Here is an 18,704-nt window from a genome sequence, read left to right as displayed (position 1 = left end):
GCCCATCAAACGCAATTTCACAATTTCATCCTGGCAGGTACAGGCATGTTTATCCCCGTGGGTGCCGTCGAGGCAACAATCACTATTTATTTTAATGACCAGGCGATCACCGCTCGCACAGGCGAAACGCTTGCGGCGTGTTTGTTGAGGGCTGAGATATCGGCATTTCGCACCACCCCTGTCACAGGTTCAGCTCGACTGCCCTATTGCATGATCGGTCACTGTTTCGACTGTCTGGTCGAGGTCAACGGCATTGGCAACCGGCAGGCCTGTCTCCAGATCGTTGAAGACGGCATGAGAGTCACCACCCAACAAGGTGTGGCATCAATTGAGTGGGGGGTGTGATGCCTGATTTATCGCAAGAGTCTCGTGCTCCAGCAGCAGACAACCCTCGTGCTCTAGATGCGGATGTCATTGTTATCGGCTCAGGTCCAGCGGGAATGTCCGCTGCAATCGGAGTCGCTAAAGCTGGCCTGAAGGTCATTGTGCTCGACATGCAGCCAACGCCTGGAGGGCAGATTTTTCGCGCTCTCGAATCCAATCTTCTCGCCCGCCCATCGACTGACAAGCTGCTGAATGCCTTGGGTCCTACCTATCTCGCAGGACAAGCGCTGATAGAGGAGTTCCGCTCCGTAGCTGCCATCGATTACCGACCCGAAACAACGGTGTGGGAGCTTCGCGCGGAGGCAACTGTAGGATGGCTACGCGGTAACTCTGCCGGGTATCTGCGGGCGCGACAAGTAGTCGTAGCCAATGGCGCCATGGAACGCCCGATGCCGTTTCCAGGTTGGACCTTGCCAGGCGTAATGACGGCAGGCGCCGTACAAACGTTGCTCAAGGCTGGGCGGTTACAGCCAGATGGCCGAGTGGTATTGGTCGGAACTGGCCCACTCATTTTGCTGTTGGCCGAGCAACTGCGCAGGCTTGGCGTCAGACCTAGTTTGATTGGTCGTACCGACACGATACGCGACAAGCTCGCTGCGGTTGGCTCGATCAAACTCAGTGCCATGGCTCCTCTCGCCAAAGGGTTTGGATGGCTCTCTCGCCTCAAGCTCGCTGGTATCACCATGCGCACAGGGGTATCTGATCTCAAGGCCTACGGACGTGACAAAGTTGAATCGGTCAGCCTGTCTGTCGCCGGGCGCACTATTGAACTGCCTTGTGATCTTTTGGTGGTACACGATGGCATCGTACCCGCGACCGACGTTGCCCAGTGCGCTGGGCTGGCGATGGAATGGCTACACGATGACACGAGCTGGAAACCTAAAACGACTGAAGATGGTCGAGCAGAGTTAGCTGCGGGCCCTTCGTTGACGGAACGTCCCTGTGCCATCTGGATTTCCGGTGATGCTCGACGCATTGGCGGAGCCGACGCGGCAATCGCCCATGGACGACAGGTTGCTGCCTGCATCGTGGCCGAGCTTCTTGGAGTAAACCTAAGAAGTGAGCTGGTTAAAGGAGCTTCTCACGTCGCTCGGACACTCTCCGCTCGCCCATTCATTGATAAAGCCTTTCCTCGCGGTATCGCCGCACAACTTCCTGAAGACTCCACGATAGTCTGCCGCTGTGAAGAGTTGACCGCCGGTGATATTCGGTCAGCGATTCATAACGGTGCTACTGACATGAACCATCTGCGGGGCATCATGCGTTGTGGGATGGGACCATGCCAGGGACGTAGTTGCGCAGTGACCGTCGCCCGCCTCCTGGCTGAAGATTCCGGTACTGCCTCCCCAAGCCCTTTCAGGGCTCGTCCCCCTCTGCGCCCTCTGCCCCTTGTCGCACTGGCAAATCTCACAGGTGTGGATCCCGATCTAGCGCAAATCGTCTCCTTGGAAGATAAGCCTGTCGACGGAGTTGAGGTGCACGCCCATGAATAAGCGAACAGATGACGTTCTGATCATCGGTGGTGGACTGCAAGGGTGCTCAATTGGTTTGTTCCTTGCCCGGTCGGGTTGGAAAGTGACCCTCATAGATAAGGGCTTACCGGGTCGCCATGCTTCAGGTGTCAACGCGGGCGGACTTCGCCTTTTGATGAGAGATGTTCGGGAATACCCGCTTTCCATTCGTGCCATGGAGATGTGGAAGGATCTCGGAAGCATCGTTGGGCATGAGCAAGCACTAGCCTGCGAGGTGCAACTCGGCTCTTCCCAGATTGCTCTTGCGCTCGACGATGCGGAGATGAAATGGGTGCGTGACCGGCATCAAAAAATGATGCGTCGGGGCTACACCAGCGAAGAGTTCATAGACGCTCATGAACTGCATCAGATGCTTCCTGGCTTAGCCGACTCCGCATTGGGAGGCCTCATTTCCCGGGGTGATGGTCATGCCAATCCTGCCAGCGCTTCACAGGCGTTCCGGCGAGCGGCGGAAACAGCCGGGGTGGTGATCCATGAGAGATGTGCAGTCAAGGCGCTCGATCAATGTTCCAGTGGGCGCTGGGCGGCGCGAACCGAACGAGGACTCATTGAGGCCAATTGGGTTATCAACTGCGCAGGGGCTTGGGGTTCGCAAGTTGCGGCGTCATTGGGGGACGAGCTTCCCATGAGGGTGTTGGCGCTCAGCATGATGGTGACTGCTCGGGTAAAGCCATTTATCGAACCCGTGGTGATAGGCATTGATCGACCACTGTCATTCAAGCAAAGCGCGGTGGGGTCATTGGTCATCGGTGGCGGCATATCTGGCAAGCCCTGCCTGGACGACGGGACGTCCTTCACCGTCATGGATCGCATGGCATCCAGCGCCGCCGCGACGCTTGAGGCCTTTCCTGTATTGGCAGGTGTGCCTGTGCTTCGCACCTGGACAGGGCTCGAAGGAGCAACGCCGGACGGCGTCCCCTACATAGGGCCGAGTGCCACGCACAAAGGGCTATGGCACGTGTTTGGCTTCTGCGGGCACGGTTTCCAATTAGCACCGGCTGTAGGTGAAACCGTCGCTCATTCGTTGATCAGCGGTTCAGTCCACCCGCTGATCGAACCTTTCAGCACGACACGATTTACCTCTTCTCCCTCTGCGCAACTACAAGGCCAAAAACAATGACGCTGAGTATTTTTGAATTGATTGGGTTCGGCCCCCATGGGTGGGGTTTGCCATTACTGACTGCCGCTAGTATCACCCTAGCGGCTGCTGTTAGCGGATTCGCCCTCGGCAGTTTGCTAGGGGTCATCGGTGCCGCATTGAAACTTTCGAGAAGCAGGATTCTGCGTGCTGCGGGTACGTTTTATACGACAGTTTTTCGCGGCATCCCGGAGATCCTCATCGTTTACCTCTTTTATTTTGGCGGCAGCGTAGCGTTCACCAAAGTCATGAACATGAGTGGGTTCCCTGGCTTTTTCTCCCTACCGGCATTTGCCATCGGCGTATTGGCGGTGGGAATAGTATCCGGCGCTTATCAGACCGAAGCTTATCGCGCAGGTTTTCTTCGACTTGATCGCGGACAGATAGAAGCGGGGTTGTCGTGTGGTATGTCCGACTTCTTGCTGCTGCGCCGAATCATCGCCCCTCAAGCTTTGCGTTTCGCATTGCCTGCATTGGGGAACGTCTGGCAGTCGGTATTGAAGGAGACCGCTCTGCTATCGGTAATTGGTCTGACCGAGTTACTTCGCCAATCAATTACTGCTGCTGGGTCAACACGTGAACCGTTGCTGTTTTACGGCGTGGCAGCTGCGATGTTCTTCATCATTGGCCGTTTAACTGGATCACTGCTGAGCCGCACGGAAAAACGTCTTGCCAGACCGTGGAGTCGTTGATGATGGATTGGAATTTTCTAACGGATGTATTTCAGCAGTTACTGACAGGCTTACCGCTGACTCTTCAGCTTTCGGCAATGGCGCTTGCAGTGGGCTTTGCGTTGTCGATCCTGGTGGCGGCTGCGGCAGGGAGCAGCTTTCGGCTCTTTCGGTGGATAGGCAATGCCCACATCGAACTATTCCGAGGAACCCCGTTGTTAGTGCAGATCTTTTTGATCTATTACGGGTTAGGTCAGATTCCTGGTTTGCGTCAGTCGTTTCTCTGGCCTTTTTTGCGTGAACCCTATTGGTGTGCGGTTTTGGCGCTTGCGCTCAACACTTCGGCATATACAGCAGAGATCATCCGTGGGGCATTGCAGGCTGTTCCCCTTGGAGAGATCGAAGCTGGCCGATCCTGTGGGATGTCCGGGCTGTTGCTGCGGCGCAGGGTCGTATGGCCAATCGCGGTTCGCCAAGGGCTTGCGGTTTACGGCAGTGAGGTGATTCTCATGCTCAAAGCCACATCGCTCGCGAGCATCATCACTCTGACAGAGGTGACCGGGATTGCTTACAAGCTGATCTCCTCCTCCTACCGCGTCATGGAAGTGTTCGCCGTCACGGGAGCGCTCTATCTGACGCTGACCTTCCTCATCAGTCTGGCGTTTTCGGTCATCGAGAGCCGACTCAATAAACATCTTGCCTATCGCCGCAATTAACCCTGCCGAGCGCTGGGAAGGAGCATTTAATGTCTGTTGCTGTTAACGAGTCATCGGCTCGCGCCACTGCTATCGCGACTCAGGGGCTGCGTAAAAGTTATGGTGAAATCGAAGTGTTGAAAGGTATCGATTTTACTGCTCGCGAAGGCGAAGTGGTTTCGATTCTTGGAGCCTCTGGATCGGGTAAGTCGACGTTCCTGCGCTGCCTTAATTTGCTGGAGCTTCCCTCCGCAGGATCACTTGATGTTTTTGGGGAGCGCGTAAAGCTGAAACAAGGCGCTTCGGACGCCCATATTGCTGACCGCAAACAAGTGGACCGTTTAAGAACCCAGGTCGCCATGGTCTTCCAGAACTTCTGCTTGTGGAGTCATATGACCGTTCTGGAAAATCTGATGGAAGCCCCTGTTCATGTCCAAGGGCGAAAAAAGGCTGAGGTCCGTGACGAAGCGCTGTCGATTCTGGAGCGCGTTGGCCTGACACATCGAGCCGATGCATACCCAGCACAGCTATCGGGTGGGCAGCAGCAACGAGCGGCCATTGCACGCGCTCTGGTGATGAAGCCTCGCGTGCTGCTGTTCGATGAACCGACGTCAGCTTTGGACCCGGAACTGGTGGGTGAGGTGCTCAAGGTCATGCGCGATCTCGCGACTGAAGGTCGAACAATGTTGATCGTCACGCACGAGATGGCTTTTGCCCGCGATGTTTCTAATCGGATTCTGTTCCTTGACCAAGGGCGCATCGAAGCCCAAGGGCAGCCCCAGCAACTTTTTGCAGGAGGGGTCAATGAACGGTTCGATCAGTTTGTTCGCCGCTTCAACGAAAGCGCAGCTCATTGATTAAGTAGATGACGTATTCGTGCCAGGCAGTCGCCCAGCGAGACTGCCTGGTGTGCGGGGGGCGTGAGGGAAATATGACAAAAATCACCACACGATCCGCTCACCATAGCGAGTAACGTTCGGAAAGTAGATATACCGTTGGCGGGCTCAGGTATGAGGCCACTGTATTTGTTCAGTGAGCCACTGCAGGGCTAGACTGGCGCCAGCCCCAGTCGTCACGCCGGTCAACCAATGCCTCTCCTTCCGCCAGATACCGCCGAACAGACAACGCTGACCCTCGAAGTGGTGCTGCGTTACCACATGGCGTGGAAACACCGCGACTTGGAGGCGATTCTCGCGATGTATCACCCGCAAGTGCAGTACAACGATTTCTTCCAGAACCGCAGCATGGGCCTGACCGAGTTGCGCGCTTACATCACCAGCACGTTGCCGCGTCATCCCGATGAGTATCTTGAACACAACGACCGCATCCGTGCAGATGGCTGTACCGCATTCATCCAGTACCAGACAGCGCTCAAAGGCAGTGGCGAGCGGGTGGTTTTTCGCACCAGTGAAGCCATCACGGTATGTGATGGCCTGATCCTTCGTATAAACGAATATGCCTCACTGGTGCGCGACAGCGAGCCCCAGACTGGGCGCCACGCGCCCGCCATCAGTAAACTGGGGCTCTCGGCGCGTCAGCTGACGTTCATGGCGCGAGACTTGGCCGACTATTTTACGCGCCAGCAGCCCTTCCTCGACCCGGATCTGGACCTTGCACGGATTGCCAGCGCCACCGGGTACAGTCGCAATCAGCTGTCTTACCTGCTGAATCAAGTGCTGGGACAAAGCTTCTATCGCTACGTGACCCAAGCCCGGTTGACCTACCTGCTTGAGCGCCTCGTCAATCACGGTGAAAACGCGCCCATCGATGCCCTTGCGGCGAGTGCCGGATTCAATTCCACCTCGGCGTTCTACAAGGCCTTTCGCAGTCATACCGGCTGCACACCCAAGGCGTGGTTGAAAGCCAATTGCGCGCGTGCCCGCAGATAACACAGCCCCCGTCGCAGCGCATTAATCTCTGTCGGCAATCAACCGATGGAGCATGGGATGTCTGGCTGGGGTGGTGTGAGTTTGTGGATGGAGCAACTCGGCGAGGCGCTGATGCCGCGCCCGGCGTTGCATCAGGATCTGCAAGCAGACGTTGTGATTATCGGCGCCGGTTACAGTGGCCTCTGGGCGGCCTATTACCTTAAACAGCAAGCACCGCACCTGAACATCGTCATCGTTGAAGCACAGATTGCCGGCTTCGGCGCCTCCGGCCGCAATGGCGGCTGGTTGATGGGCAACCTGCTGGGCGAAGACCGGCTCCTGGGCCCTTTACCTGCCGCGCAACGCCACGCGGGCTACCAACTGCTGCATGCAATCCCCGACGAGGTGGCGCGGGTGTGCCAGCTCGAAGGCATCGATTGCGAACTGCGCAAAGGTGGCGTGCTGTACTGCGCGGCGCGTTATCCCGAGCAAGAACGGCGCCTGCGCGAACAGCTCGATGCTGTCCGTGCGCAAGGCCTGGGTGAAGACGACTACCGCTGGTTGAGCCCTCAGGCTTTGCGTGAACAGTTAAATGTGGCCCAGGCGTACGGCGCCCTGTACTCACCTTACTGCGCGACCATCCAGCCTGCACGGTTGGTACGGGGCCTGGCCGAAGCCGTCGAACGGATGGGTGTACGCATTTACGAGCAAAGCGCGGTGCTCGACTGGAAGCCAGGCCAGGTCCGAACCGAGCACGGTCGGGTGAGCGCCGATTGGGTGGTGCCGGCGGTCGAAGGTTATGCCAGCACCCTGCCCCCGTTGAACAAACATCAACTGGCCGCGCAAAGCCTGATCGTCGCGACTGAGCCACTCCCGGCCGATGTATGGGCCGAAATCGGCCTGAGCCGTGGCCAGGCGTTCAGCGAAAACAGCCGACAAGTCACCTACGGTCAGCGCAGCCGAGACGATCGCCTGGTGTTTGGCGCCCGCGGTGGATATCGCTTTGGCGGTCGCCTGCGCAGTGACTTCAACCTCACTCAGGCCGAACGAGCATTGCGGCAACACCTGTTTAGTGAACTCTTTCCGATCTTGCGCAATGTGCGCCTGACCCATGCCTGGGGCGGCAATCTGGGGGTTGCCCGGTCCTTTCACCCGCACATGCTCGCCGACCGTGGCCAACGGATCGCGCTGGCGGGTGGCTACGGGGGTGAAGGTGTAGGCGCCAGCAATCTGGGCGGCCGAACCGTGGCGGCGTTGATTCTTGGCCAGGACAACGAACTGACTCGCCAGCCCTGGGTGCTGGATGACCGTCCCCTGGCCTCGTTGCCACGATGGGAGCCTGAGCCTCTGCGCTGGCTGGGTTACAACGCCATTATCCAGAGCTTCGTTCACGAGGATCAGGTATTGGCCAACCTCCATGCACCACGCTGGCGTCGCCGGATGGCTGAAGGCCTGGCCGGTTGCATGGAACGTCTGATGAAGTCCAAGGAACCGTTTGCATGAAGATCGATCATTTTCGCGACACCGCCCGTTTGCCGCTCGGTGAGCCTGGCGCTGTTGGTGTACCGCTGGGCGAGCCGCTTTCACAGGTTGCCACGGCATGCGTCGAACGCGACGACGGCGTCGAGGCCGGCGTGTGGGAATGCACCCCCGGTCGCTGGCGGCGCCAGATCGTGCAACAGGAGTTCTGCCATTTCATTCAGGGGCGTTGCACCTTCACCCCGGACGGTGGCGAGACCCTACATATCCAGGCCGGCGACGCGTTGATGTTCCCTGCGAACACGACGGGAATCTGGGATGTACAAGAAACCGTTCGCAAGAGCTACGTGCTGATTTTCTGAACTGCCTTCATCCATAACGCCTAGAACAAAGGTTGAGGTCTCGCATGTTGAAGTCGATCGTTCCGTTACTGTTGATCGCGTCTACCGCTCAGGCAGCAGACACCGTCAGGATCTACAACTGGAGCAGCTACATCGCTCCAGATACCCTGCAAAACTTTACCACCCAGACCGGGCACCAGACTCAATATGACCTGTACGACAGCAACGAGGTGCTCGACGCCAAACTGATGGCCGGCCGTTCAGGGTATGACGTGGTGTTTCCGTCCAACCACTTCATGGCCCGGCAGATCACGGCCGGCGCACTCAAACCGCTGGACCGCAGCAAGCTCCCGAACTGGCACAACCTCAACCCGACGCTGATGAAGGTCCTGGAGGCCAATGACCCCGGCAACCGCTACGGTTTTCCCTACCTGTGGGGCAGCACCGGCATCGGCTACAACGTGGCCAAGGTCAAGGCGGTCCTGGGCGATGTACCGATAGACTCGTGGGACATCGTGTTCAAGCCGGAAAACATGAAGAAACTCGCCCGATGCGGCGTGGCGATGCTCGATAATGGTCCCGAGATCCTCCCCATCGCCTTGAACTACCTTGGCCTGCCGCATCACAGCAAGGACAAGGCCGACTATGAGAAGGCGCAGGCCTTGCTACTCAAGGTGCGCCCCTATGTGAGTTACTTCCACAACTCCAAGTACACCAGTGACCTTGCGACGGGTGACGTGTGTCTGGTCGTGGGATTTTCCGGCGATGTGATGCAGGCCGCAGCGCGCGCCAATGAGGCCGGGAACGGCCAGCAGATCGCTTACGCCATACCCAAGGAAGGCTCACCGATGTGGTTCGACATGGTCGCCATGCCCGCCGATGCGCCGAATGAAGGCGCCGGCTACGAATTTCTCAACTACCTGCTGGACCCCAAGGTGATGGCTGGCATCAGCAATCATGTGCACTATGCCAACGGCAACACCGCCGCCGAGGGGCTGGTCGACAAGGCCATCCGCAACGACCCGATGGTGTACCCGCCTGACAGCGTGATGAAAAAACTCTTTGTGCTGGAGGCCATGCCATTAGAGAACGACCGGCTGCGCACGCGGGTCTGGAGCCGGATTAAAAGCGGGCAATGAAACCTGTCGCCGATGAAGCAGGCACCCGGATCATCGGCGACATCTCCCGGGTCTCATCAGCCCTCTCGCGCATCGGGCAAGCGCAAGCGATCTATTTCGTCAAAGAGATTACAAAAGACGTCCACCAGGGAAGGATCGAACTGGGTACCGGCTTGATCGGTGATGAAACGCCTCGAACGCTCGACATCCCAAGCCTGTTTGTAGGCTCGCGGCATTCTTATGGCGTCATACACATCGCATATCGACACAATCCTTGCCGATAACGGAATCTCCTTACCTCGCAATCCCTTGGGATAACCGGTGCCGTCCCAACGTTCGTGATGCGCCAGGGCAATTTCCGCTGCCAAATCCGTCAAAGGAGAACCCTCCGGGTCATGCAGGATTTCATAACCGATACGGGCATGTTCCTGCATGATCTCTCTTTCCTGCGGTGTCAGCGCGCCAGGTTTTTGCAGAATGGCGTCTTCAATGCCGATTTTTCCAATATCGTGCATCGGGGCCGCCATCTTCATGAGGTCGCACCATTGAGAGGGCATGCCGATCGCCTTGGCCAACAACGCAGCGGACTCGCCAATACGAACAATATGATGCCCCGTGTCATCGTCGCGATAGCTGGCCGCTCGACTCAGACTGCTGCTGATCGCCTTGTAGCTGGAAGCCAGTTGAGCCGTGCGTAGCTCGACTTTGCGCTCAAGCTCAACGTTAACGTCGCGCAGCTGCTTCGCCGCCTGCGCCAGCTCCAGGCAATTGCGTACTCTGAGCAGCACTTCAGGCAGGTCGATGGGTTTGGAGATGAAGTCGTTGGCACCCTTTTCCAGCCCTTTTCGTCTGCTCTGCTGGTCATTCAAAGCCGTTACGATGATGACCGGTGACTCAGTGCGGTCTCGTTTATTGAGCCGATCAAGGATCTCGAAGCCGTCAAGCGCGGGCATATCCAGGTCCAGCAACACCAGGTCCCAGGCGTTCGAAAGCAGCCAATCCAGTCCTTGCACCGAGTCGCTGAAGGTCGTGATGTTGCGCAGGCCTACGGCTCGCAAGCATGAATCCAGAAGCCGGAGATTGGTGGGCACATCGTCAATAATGACAACCCTGCTTTCAGCATTTACTTTGGCGAACATGCATCTGCCCTCTTCGTGGCGAGCGTCAATACCAGATGGCGAATACTCTGCCTCTCCAAGGGAGAAGCCACGATGGCCTGGCACTCCAGTTGGCTAATCGAGGCGTGATCGACGGCAGCACGCACCACGATGATCGACAGGGCAGTTTCTGCGATCCTCGTGCGTAAACCGCGGAAAAAAGTCTCCAGCACAGGCACACGGTCCGCGGTGGCGACGATCAATACGCTGATTGCCGTGGCATCAAGCACAACGCTGGCGTCGGGCAACGTGTTGACCCATTGCAACTCGAAATCACCGGCCAGTGCCTCCCGGACCACCTCATCATCCTTGGGGTTGCTGCTTACCAACAGGACGCGTGGCAACGCTATCGTCGACAGGTTGGACTCCCTCCCGGGTGCGGGAAAAGCCGACGAGTACATGTCGATCCAGAAAGTCGACCCCACATTGACGTGGCTTTCAAAGCCCATGCTGCCGTGCATCAGAAGTGCCAGGTCCCGACATAGCGCCAAGCCAATACCCGTGCCCTGGATGGAAGAGTTCTCTTTACCCAAGCGCTGGAAGGGCCTGAACAGCTCGTCCTGCAACGCCGGGGGAATGCCCACACCGGTATCCGTCACATAAAGACGCAGCCGGGTTCCCCCCTCGACAACCATGGCCCCCAGGGTAATGTCTCCACCGGGTCGGTTGTATTTGATTGCATTGGATAACAGATTGATCAGGACTTGCTTGAGGCGACGCTTGTCCGCCCAGACATGCCATGTATCCAGAGGAGCGGTGGTGTGCAAGGTCTGGCCCTGCGCTGCGATCTGCTGGCGAACCATGTCAGCGCAGTTGGATAACAGGCTCGCCACATGCACCGGTTTGAGATCCAGCAGAGGCCTCTCAGCCTGCAAACTGGAGAGTTCGAGCAGATCGTCCATCAACTGCATGAGGTGCTCGCTGGCCTCGATGATTTCCTGCAGGTTGGCCGTTTGCTGCGATGCGTCGTCAGGCGGCTGCATGAGTCCCAATTGGGCAAACCCGTAAATGGCATTCAATGGCGTTCGCAACTCATGACTCATGCTGGAGATGAACTTGGATTTGGCTGTACTGGCGGCCTCTGCCTCCAGGGTTTTCTCCCGCAGATCCAACTGGGTCTGCTTGAGCGTCGTGATGTCGACACACGCCACGACCACGACACTGGCATCCTCAAGCCGCGAGGGTTCCAGCATGCGCCCCCGGCAAAGGATCCAGATCAACTTGCCATGCACGTCCCGGATCCGGAACTCCGCTTCCGGCGCCACGCTGGCAGTACCCCTGGCCTCCTCCAGAAACCGCATGAAGGTCTGCCGGTCTTCAATGGGTATGTTCTCCAGCAGTGTCGCCATCGGCACTTCATTGGCGGCAAAGCCGAAACGCTGGCACAGGGCGCCCTTGAGAATAAAACGCTGCCGCTGGGGGTAATACTCCCAGAGCCCTTCGGCAAAACTCTCCATGACCAACTCTAGACGCTGCTGTGTGGAACTGCGAACAAACTCGGCCTGGGCCAACTGCCTGCCCATTCCCAGTGCCTGGTTGGACATTGACCAGAGTTCGGAGATATCGGAGGGGCTCTCCGCCGGTTGCCAGTTACCCCGGCCAATCTCTCGCATCATTCGTGAAACCCCCTGCACCGGCGCGCTCAATTGGCGACTGAGGTTACGTGTCCGCCACCACATGAAGGCAAAGAACAAGGCGTAGAACAGGACCAGCCCCGCGACCAACAAATAACCCACATCGCGGTAATGACTGGCGAGCAGATTGGTTTCCTGCATGACCGCTGCTTCGTCCACGACCGCCAGCAAGAACCACCCGGTGGAGGGAATCACATTCCAGGCGACCAGATGAGGCCGTCCATTCAACGTCAGGGCAACAATGCCCCCCGGATGGCCCGGTAAGTTCTGATTGAGGCTGGCGAGGTCCGGATGACGGGTAAGATTTAAATCCGGGGACTGCAGACGCTCGCGCTCAACAGGCTCTGCGGCGGGCTGGTTCTCGACTCGCAGGGAGAAGTCACGTTGGCCCGCCTTGGGTACGGCCATGACATCGAGCTTGTCATTGACCAGCATCAGGTAGCCATCCCACGGCATCTGCAACTGTTCGATTCGCTTCAAGATGCCGTCGACCGTGACATCAACTCCGGCGACACCCTCGAGAAAGTCGCCCTTATAGACCGGCGCAATGGCAGACATCATCCACCCCTGGCCGGCGGGGTCCAGGTAGACATCCGTCCAGACTACTTTTTTATCAGGATTGTGCTGTGCATCGGCCAGGTAGTAGAAGTTGTATTGGGTGATGTCCATATCATGGGGGTATTGCTCGAGCGTATTGAACCAGGGGTAAATCCGGTTATAGCTGTCCCAACTGTTGAAATAGATGCTGGCAATCAGAGGATCCCCGTCCTTCAACTGCTTCATCATGAAATCCTGATTGGCCAGCAGGGATACCTTGTAGAGATCCTGATCTTGCGGCGCAGTGACATTCGAATAAAACGAGGCGGATGCTCCATCGTTTGCTGCGCTGTAACGGACACCGTCGGCACTTAATGATAGCGATGCTGCCACGAGGTGCTGTTTCTCGGTGAGTTCATGCTCCGTGGATTTGGCATAAAGATCGATCGCCTTGTGGATCTGCTCAAGTTGTCCCTGCACCAGCAATGCATTCTGCTGAACCGACACCTGAATGTCTCGTGTTGCACTTTGATGCAGGTACTCGATCTGAGAACTTCGAATGGACTGGTTGGTGATGAAGTAAGTGGTGATCAGCACACCCTCCACCAAAACAAGCGGCAACAGGCTGGTACTGGCGAATGCTCGCCAGATCCATCTGCGCAAACTCACCCTCTTCTTCTTTGAAGTTGTTTGCATAAGCACGCTCGTTGCGTTGGCGGCACAAACGATATCACTGTGACATCAGTGTGAGCCCATCCTCGGTTTCTGTCCAACGGGACTCTCTTCTATCGTTCGCCGTCTACACGACCTTGCAGGTCCCCCAGCATCGATCAAAAGCGTGTGGGCAGCCTTATGACCATAGTCGAACACTCGATTTCGGCCTCAAGACTTAAGCTATGCTCAAAAACAGTGATCAGAGGATGGGGCGAATGGATTCAGCCATAGCGGTAGCAACACCGTTCACGCAGGATGCGGATGACGTGGGTGTCGTGTTGCTGGATGCCCAGGGAACGTTGCTCATCATGGATGACTGCGCCAGTCGGCTACTGGGGCTGAGCGAAAGCGTCGCCGCCCTTGTTCCCTCGCCTGCATTGTTTTCTCTCAAGCGTCTGACTTTTGAAAAGCACCTGACCCATGCGCGACTCAAAGGGAACTGGCATTTTCAAAGTGCGTCGGCGAACGGCGACACACTGAAAGTGACACTCGACTACAGGGCACAACAATCCACATTCCTGGTGAAGATCCGCCACGCCGAACGCATCCACCTTGCCGAACAGGACTATCGCCTGGCGTTCGATTCTGCTGGCACAGGCCTGGCCTTATTGCGAATGAGCGGTGAATGGATCGCGGCCAATCAAATGCTGTGTCAGATGCTCGGCTACACCGAAGCAGAACTTCGCGCCACATCTTTCCAGCGTTTGACGCATCCGGACGACACCGATATCAGTAAGGATGAATTGCACAGACTCATCCTGGGACACCGTACGAGCCTGACGTTGGAAAAACGCTACATCCGTAAGGACGGCAGCACGCTGTGGGCACGCCTGACCCTGGGCATCGCCCGTAACGCTGATGCAGAAGCGCTTTACTTCGTATCGCAGCTAGAAGACATCAGTGAACATCTCGCCTTGCGTCAGGCATTGTTCAATAACGAACAGAAGTACCTCTCACTGGCCAAAAGCTCACAAAACATCATCCTTCGCTACAACCGGCTAGGACAACAAATCTATGCCAATCCCGAGCTTGAGCGCGCCCGGGGTTTTCCCAACACTCACATCACCGAACGCGCCTCGACGCACAATCCGCTGGACGAATACTTTCGCACGCAAGTAGAACTTACGCTTTCAACCGGCGTAGCCAATACGTTCCTGTTGGAAAACAGGGGCTCACACTCACGTCGCTCCGTGGATTTCCTGTGCAACCTGACGCCGGAGCATGACGAAACAGGCGAGCTGTGCGGGGTGCTGGTCACCGCCCAGGATATCAGTGCGTTGCGCCGACAGGAGCGGGCCGAGAATGCGCGCTCCGCCATTTTTCAAAAGATGGTCACTCACGACACCCTCCGGGAGGTGCTGCCACTGCTCGGCGCTTACCTGGATATTCTGACGCCCGGGCTTCACAACGCCATGGCCTTCAAGGCTGTGCCTGGCGACGACTCCCATCGCGCCCCTCCTACGGACACGTCCTCGATTGCAACCTGTCTGGCCGAAGATCTTGATCGACACCCCGAGCGGTTCGAACACCATCACTTCATCGCTGATTTGAAAAGCGACGCCGCGGGCCTCGCGTTCAGCCAGCCCGCCTTGCAGGCAGGCTATCGAGGTTGTTGGGTAGAACCGGTGGTCAATAAGACCGGTGTCGCGATGGGGGCCATCCTGTTGTTCGTCGGTGGGGACGCCCAACTGAGCGAGCAGGATCGCAAGCATGCACAAATGGCCAGTCATATCGGTGCCATCGCCTGGGAGCGCTGCTCGGCCCACAGCCACCTGGCACAAAGCGAACGCCGTTACCGCGAAGTCTTCGACCATTCGCAAGATATGCTTTGTCTGCTCGCCGTGGATGCCGACCAGCAACTCAGTTGCCTGGAGGCCAATCCAAAGCTATGCGAAATGCTCGCCAAAAGTCACTCCGACATGATCGGCCAATCGTTGGGCCAGTGCCTGGAAAAAGAAGCCGCCAGTATCGTCGAGGCGATCTGCCTGCACTGCATCGCCGTGGGAGCCCCCATCGAACTGGATGCACATCTGCCCTGCGGTCAGCGCTCACTCGTTGTCCATTTCAACCTGGTACCCGTAGCCGATTCAAACGGGCGCTTGCATCGCCTGGTGTGCATTGCTCGCAATATTACCGACATCCTGGAGGCCCAGCGCAACGAACTGGCCCGGCAGCAGGAAATCGGCACGCTGGTTGAAAACTCTCCGGACGGCATTGCACGACTGAGTCGAACGGCAGAGCTGCTGTTCGTCAATCCGGCATTGGAAGCCTGGTTGGATCGCCCGCAAATCGATTTACTGCACAAGGACCTGCTCGAGATTCTGCCGAAAAACCTGCAGAGCCAATTATTCCATGCAGCCGTCATCGACGCGGTGGAAAAAGGCCAGCCTCTGGAGCATGAATATGTGCTCACCGAGCAACATCGATTGCAACGCGTCTATCACATCAGTCTCGTTCCCGAGCAGAACATCCAGGGGAAAATCGCCACCGTTCTGGCTGTCGTTCGCGACATATCGCAGCTACGCCTGGCTGAACTGCGCCTGGCTTCGCTCAACAAACAACTGCGCCAATTGATGTCCAGTCGGGAAAGTGCGCGGGAAGAGGAACGCAAACTCATTGCGCAGGAGATCCACGATGAGCTCGGACAACATCTGACCGCCATACGCATGGGCACTTCGCTGCTGCGCTTCCAGTACGGCGAGCAACTGCCCCAGCTCAGCGAACAGGTGGCACGCCTGCTGCAACTGATCGACCAAACGGTGCAGGTGGTCAGGAACATTTCCACCAGCCTGCGCCCCTCCATCCTCAACATGGGTATCGCCGCGTCCCTGGAATGGCTGACCGACACGTTCAAGCAGCAACAAGGCATCGACTGCAACCTGCAGATCCACCCGCAGAAAATCCATTTGGACGATGCCAGCGCAACCGCTGCATTCAGGATCGCCCAGGAGTCGCTGACCAACATCGCCCGGCACGCCGAAGCCACTCGGGTCGATATCAGGTTTGAGCAAGGCGAGCATGACTGGTCACTGGAAATCACCGACAACGGCAAGGGCTTCGAGCAACGCGAACAATCATCCAGGACCCTCGGCTTGCTGGGAATGCGCGAACGGGGCCTGACCTTGGGGGGAACCACCACCATATCCAGCACCCCGGGCAGCGGCACGACTGTCCAACTACGTGTACCCGCTTCAAGGAGTCAAGACTCATGATCCGTTTAATGGTGGCCGACGATCACACGATCATGCGCGAAGGCCTCAAGCAATTGTTCGCGCTGGTCAAGGATATTGCCGTGGTGGCAGAAGCGGAGAACGGCGCCCAGGTCCTGGAGTTGTTGCGCCATACCGAGATCGATGTGCTCCTGCTCGACATGACCATGCCTGGTTCGAGTGGCGAGGACCTGATCGGCCGTATCCACGCCCATTACCCCAAGCTGCCGATGCTCATCCTGAGCATGCACAATGAAGCCCACATCGCCCAGCGAGCCCTACGCGCCGGCGCTTCAGGCTACATGACCAAGGACCGCGACCCGGAAGCGCTGCTGGCGGCGATCCGCAAGGTGAGCACCGGCGCGCGCTACCTCGATCCACAACTGGCCGAACAAATCGCACTGCAAAGCAGCGGTGTGACACCCGAGAACGCCTCGCAGAGCCTGACCTCCCGTGAATTCCAGATCCTGCGCATGCTGGCCCAAGGGCTGAGCGTCAACCAGATCGCCGAACAACTGGTGATCAGCAACAAGACCGTCAGCACGCACAAGACTCGGCTGATGGAAAAGATGTGCTTTGCCACCAGTACCGATCTGGTGCGCTACGCCTTGAATGAAGGGCTGGTCTGAAGACGCCGCGACTCAGGGCTGATGACCGCGAACGCCAAGGATGGCGGAAGCAATCTGCTCCAGGGGCAGCTCACGCTCGACCGCGCCCAGCTTGAACGCCTCGCGCGGCATTCCATACACCACGCACGACTCTTCATCCTGCCCCAAGGTCCTGGCGCCGGCATCACGCATCTCCTTGAGGCCCCGAGCGCCATCATCCCCCATGCCCGTCATGATGATGCCCAAGGCATTGCTGCCTGCGCTGCGTGCGACCGAACGGAACAATACATCCACCGAGGGTCGATGTCGGCTGACGGGAGGTCCCTGCACAATATCCACCTGGTATTGGGCGCCACTGCGCTTGACCAGCATGTGAGTGCCTCCCGGTGCGATCAGCGCCCGCCCGGGAATGATGCGATCACCCTGTACCGCCTCGCGAACCTCGATCTCGCAAACGTGATTGAGGCGCTCGGCGAAGGCGGCGGTAAACTTCTCCGGCATGTGCTGCACCACGACAATGCCGGGACATACCCGCGACAACCCTTGCAGGACCTGTTCAAGGGCCTGGGTGCCTCCGGTGGAAGTGCCTATGGCAACGATGCTTTCAGTCGTGCGGGCCATGGCTACGGACGCAGGGGACAGGATCGAGTCGGCACTGAGCCGGGGCGGTACGTCGACAGGCGCCCGGGCGCCCACCAGGCGCCGCAGGTTGGCCTTCGCTGCGCCCCTGACGGCCTGGACCAGTTCGTCCGCGTTTTCAGTCAGGAACTGTCGCAGGTTGGACTGTGGCTTGGTGACGATACTGACTGCACCGGCCGCCAACGCCTGCAAGGTGGTCTTGGCGCCCTTCTCTGTCAGCGTCGAACAAATCACCACCGGCGTAGGCTTTTGCGCCATCAGTTTTTTCAGGAAGGTAATGCCGTCCATTCGTGGCATCTCGACGTCCAACACAATGACGTCAGGCCATTGCCTGCTCATCTTCTCCATGGCGTACACCGGATCGACGGCGACGTCGATCACCTGGATTCCACTGGCCTGGTTCAGAACCGCACTCAGCACCTGGCGCACCACGGCGGAATCATCCACGATCAAGACCTTGATATCCGTCATCAGACATTACTCTTGGGCGATTCGAATACTTTGCGTACCGAATCGGCATGATTGAGCTGAAGGCGTCCAGTGCTCACATCGAACACCAAGTGACGATACCCCCGGCCACCTACGTGATAGGCCCGGCATTGCAACCCATGGTCCTGGATCAGGCGCCTGGCGGCATTGACGTTCTGTTGGCCAATCCCGATAGCGTCACCGCGCTCCACTCCGGGAAACATGTCAGCCCCGCCAAAAAGGCTCACCTCGAACTGCTCGGGCCGGGCGCCCGCTTGATGAATGCACTCGAACAGCAGCATCAATGCATCCGTCGCATAACGACCGTTCAGGTGTCCCGCGCCGTGGCCTCCTCGACGAGGCAACATGAAATGACACATGCCGCCCAACAAGCGTTGCGGATGCCAGAACACCAGGGCAACACAAGACCCCAGCACCGTACATAAGCGCATCTGGCGCCCTCCGAACGCCACCTCGCCGGGCTGCAGGAAATATTCGACCACCCGAGCCAT

16 protein-coding genes are annotated in these 18,704 nt (G+C 57.9%); 12 read left to right on the top strand and 4 right to left on the bottom strand.

The features are described 5' to 3' along the window. Nucleotides 1-45: 45 nt before the first annotated feature. The 10 genes from ACZ5M5_RS12175 to ACZ5M5_RS12130 all read left to right on the top strand — a co-directional run bounded on the left by ACZ5M5_RS12175 (nucleotide 46) and on the right by ACZ5M5_RS12130 (nucleotide 9,247). The gene (locus ACZ5M5_RS12175) at nucleotides 46-345 is read left to right on the top strand and encodes a (2Fe-2S)-binding protein (RefSeq protein ID WP_192260579.1); all 300 of its coding nucleotides are present in this window, start codon (nucleotides 46-48) and stop codon (nucleotides 343-345) included. Then, nucleotides 345-1,877, top strand: coding sequence for an FAD-dependent oxidoreductase (locus tag ACZ5M5_RS12170; RefSeq protein WP_464739089.1), 1,533 nt, complete (start codon nucleotides 345-347; stop codon nucleotides 1,875-1,877). The genes ACZ5M5_RS12175 and ACZ5M5_RS12170 overlap by 1 nt, the downstream gene beginning before the upstream one ends. After that, the gene (locus ACZ5M5_RS12165; protein ID WP_464739088.1) at nucleotides 1,870-3,036 is read left to right on the top strand and encodes an NAD(P)/FAD-dependent oxidoreductase; all 1,167 of its coding nucleotides are present in this window, start codon (nucleotides 1,870-1,872) and stop codon (nucleotides 3,034-3,036) included. Before ACZ5M5_RS12170 ends, ACZ5M5_RS12165 begins: the two co-directional genes overlap by 8 nt. After that, the gene (locus ACZ5M5_RS12160) at nucleotides 3,033-3,746 is read left to right on the top strand and encodes an ABC transporter permease (RefSeq protein ID WP_103307809.1); all 714 of its coding nucleotides are present in this window, start codon (nucleotides 3,033-3,035) and stop codon (nucleotides 3,744-3,746) included. The genes ACZ5M5_RS12165 and ACZ5M5_RS12160 overlap by 4 nt, the downstream gene beginning before the upstream one ends. Beyond that, nucleotides 3,746-4,441, top strand: a complete 696-nt coding sequence (locus ACZ5M5_RS12155; RefSeq protein WP_207282921.1) for an ABC transporter permease — start codon at nucleotides 3,746-3,748, stop codon at nucleotides 4,439-4,441. The genes ACZ5M5_RS12160 and ACZ5M5_RS12155 overlap by 1 nt, the downstream gene beginning before the upstream one ends. Nucleotides 4,442-4,470: 29 nt before the next feature. Continuing rightward, nucleotides 4,471-5,277 (top strand): ABC transporter ATP-binding protein, encoded by an 807-nt coding sequence (locus tag ACZ5M5_RS12150; protein ID WP_060742922.1) that lies wholly within the window; start codon nucleotides 4,471-4,473, stop codon nucleotides 5,275-5,277. 231 nt (nucleotides 5,278-5,508) lie between these two features. Beyond that, the gene (locus ACZ5M5_RS12145; RefSeq protein ID WP_464739087.1) at nucleotides 5,509-6,309 is read left to right on the top strand and encodes a helix-turn-helix domain-containing protein; all 801 of its coding nucleotides are present in this window, start codon (nucleotides 5,509-5,511) and stop codon (nucleotides 6,307-6,309) included. Between the two features lie 57 nt (nucleotides 6,310-6,366). After that, entirely contained in the window at nucleotides 6,367-7,791 is a 1,425-nt protein-coding gene (locus tag ACZ5M5_RS12140) for an NAD(P)/FAD-dependent oxidoreductase (RefSeq protein WP_464739086.1), read from the top strand. Next, entirely contained in the window at nucleotides 7,788-8,129 is a 342-nt protein-coding gene (locus ACZ5M5_RS12135; RefSeq protein WP_047738985.1) for a cupin domain-containing protein, read from the top strand. Before ACZ5M5_RS12140 ends, ACZ5M5_RS12135 begins: the two co-directional genes overlap by 4 nt. Before the next feature lie 44 nt (nucleotides 8,130-8,173). Further along, nucleotides 8,174-9,247, top strand: a complete 1,074-nt coding sequence (locus tag ACZ5M5_RS12130) for a polyamine ABC transporter substrate-binding protein (RefSeq protein ID WP_464739085.1) — start codon at nucleotides 8,174-8,176, stop codon at nucleotides 9,245-9,247. A gap of 56 nt (nucleotides 9,248-9,303) precedes the next feature. Here ACZ5M5_RS12130 and ACZ5M5_RS12125 read toward each other — a convergent pair whose 3' ends face one another. Then, a complete protein-coding gene (locus ACZ5M5_RS12125; protein ID WP_464739084.1) occupies nucleotides 9,304-10,365 on the bottom strand; it encodes an HD-GYP domain-containing protein in 1,062 nt (353 codons plus the stop codon). Beyond that, nucleotides 10,350-13,250: a sensor histidine kinase gene (locus tag ACZ5M5_RS12120; RefSeq protein WP_464739083.1), complete on the bottom strand. Its 2,901-nt coding sequence runs from the start codon at nucleotides 13,248-13,250 to the stop codon at nucleotides 10,350-10,352. Before ACZ5M5_RS12120 ends, ACZ5M5_RS12125 begins: the two co-directional genes overlap by 16 nt. Before the next feature lie 233 nt (nucleotides 13,251-13,483). Between ACZ5M5_RS12120 and ACZ5M5_RS12115 the strand changes: the two genes are divergently transcribed. Both ACZ5M5_RS12115 and ACZ5M5_RS12110 read left to right on the top strand, forming a co-directional pair. Beyond that, nucleotides 13,484-16,480 carry a sensor histidine kinase gene (locus ACZ5M5_RS12115; RefSeq protein ID WP_464739082.1) on the top strand — a complete coding sequence of 999 codons (2,997 nt, stop codon included), beginning with the start codon at nucleotides 13,484-13,486 and terminating at the stop codon, nucleotides 16,478-16,480. After that, entirely contained in the window at nucleotides 16,477-17,106 is a 630-nt protein-coding gene (locus tag ACZ5M5_RS12110) for a response regulator (RefSeq protein ID WP_060742930.1), read from the top strand. Before ACZ5M5_RS12115 ends, ACZ5M5_RS12110 begins: the two co-directional genes overlap by 4 nt. Nucleotides 17,107-17,118: 12 nt before the next feature. Here the strand turns inward: ACZ5M5_RS12110 and ACZ5M5_RS12105 are convergent, their stop codons facing one another. Together ACZ5M5_RS12105 and ACZ5M5_RS12100 are read right to left on the bottom strand one after the other, a co-directional pair. Beyond that, nucleotides 17,119-18,195, bottom strand: coding sequence for a protein-glutamate methylesterase/protein-glutamine glutaminase (locus ACZ5M5_RS12105; protein WP_060742931.1), 1,077 nt, complete (start codon nucleotides 18,193-18,195; stop codon nucleotides 17,119-17,121). Beyond that, nucleotides 18,195-18,704: a chemotaxis protein CheD gene (locus ACZ5M5_RS12100; protein ID WP_060742932.1), complete on the bottom strand. Its 510-nt coding sequence runs from the start codon at nucleotides 18,702-18,704 to the stop codon at nucleotides 18,195-18,197. Before ACZ5M5_RS12100 ends, ACZ5M5_RS12105 begins: the two co-directional genes overlap by 1 nt.

It is taken from the genome of Pseudomonas sp. Van50, assembly GCF_055390755.1.
The sequence above is the reverse complement of the archived record's forward strand: the minus strand, read 5'-3'. Positions and strand labels throughout refer to the sequence as shown.

Coding starts and splice junctions, on each gene's coding strand:
- ACZ5M5_RS12175 (WP_192260579.1), top strand. CDS start 46: ATGTTTATCCCCGTGGGTGCCGTCGAGGCAACAATCACTATTTATTTT.
- ACZ5M5_RS12170 (WP_464739089.1), top strand. CDS start 345: ATGCCTGATTTATCGCAAGAGTCTCGTGCTCCAGCAGCAGACAACCCT.
- ACZ5M5_RS12165 (WP_464739088.1), top strand. CDS start 1,870: ATGAATAAGCGAACAGATGACGTTCTGATCATCGGTGGTGGACTGCAA.
- ACZ5M5_RS12160 (WP_103307809.1), top strand. CDS start 3,033: ATGACGCTGAGTATTTTTGAATTGATTGGGTTCGGCCCCCATGGGTGG.
- ACZ5M5_RS12155 (WP_207282921.1), top strand. CDS start 3,746: ATGATGGATTGGAATTTTCTAACGGATGTATTTCAGCAGTTACTGACA.
- ACZ5M5_RS12150 (WP_060742922.1), top strand. CDS start 4,471: ATGTCTGTTGCTGTTAACGAGTCATCGGCTCGCGCCACTGCTATCGCG.
- ACZ5M5_RS12145 (WP_464739087.1), top strand. CDS start 5,509: ATGCCTCTCCTTCCGCCAGATACCGCCGAACAGACAACGCTGACCCTC.
- ACZ5M5_RS12140 (WP_464739086.1), top strand. CDS start 6,367: ATGTCTGGCTGGGGTGGTGTGAGTTTGTGGATGGAGCAACTCGGCGAG.
- ACZ5M5_RS12135 (WP_047738985.1), top strand. CDS start 7,788: ATGAAGATCGATCATTTTCGCGACACCGCCCGTTTGCCGCTCGGTGAG.
- ACZ5M5_RS12130 (WP_464739085.1), top strand. CDS start 8,174: ATGTTGAAGTCGATCGTTCCGTTACTGTTGATCGCGTCTACCGCTCAG.
- ACZ5M5_RS12125 (WP_464739084.1), bottom strand. CDS start 10,365: ATGTTCGCCAAAGTAAATGCTGAAAGCAGGGTTGTCATTATTGACGAT.
- ACZ5M5_RS12120 (WP_464739083.1), bottom strand. CDS start 13,250: ATGCAAACAACTTCAAAGAAGAAGAGGGTGAGTTTGCGCAGATGGATC.
- ACZ5M5_RS12115 (WP_464739082.1), top strand. CDS start 13,484: ATGGATTCAGCCATAGCGGTAGCAACACCGTTCACGCAGGATGCGGAT.
- ACZ5M5_RS12110 (WP_060742930.1), top strand. CDS start 16,477: ATGATCCGTTTAATGGTGGCCGACGATCACACGATCATGCGCGAAGGC.
- ACZ5M5_RS12105 (WP_060742931.1), bottom strand. CDS start 18,195: ATGACGGATATCAAGGTCTTGATCGTGGATGATTCCGCCGTGGTGCGC.
- ACZ5M5_RS12100 (WP_060742932.1), bottom strand. CDS start 18,704: ATGGCTCGGGTGGTCGAATATTTCCTGCAGCCCGGCGAGGTGGCGTTC.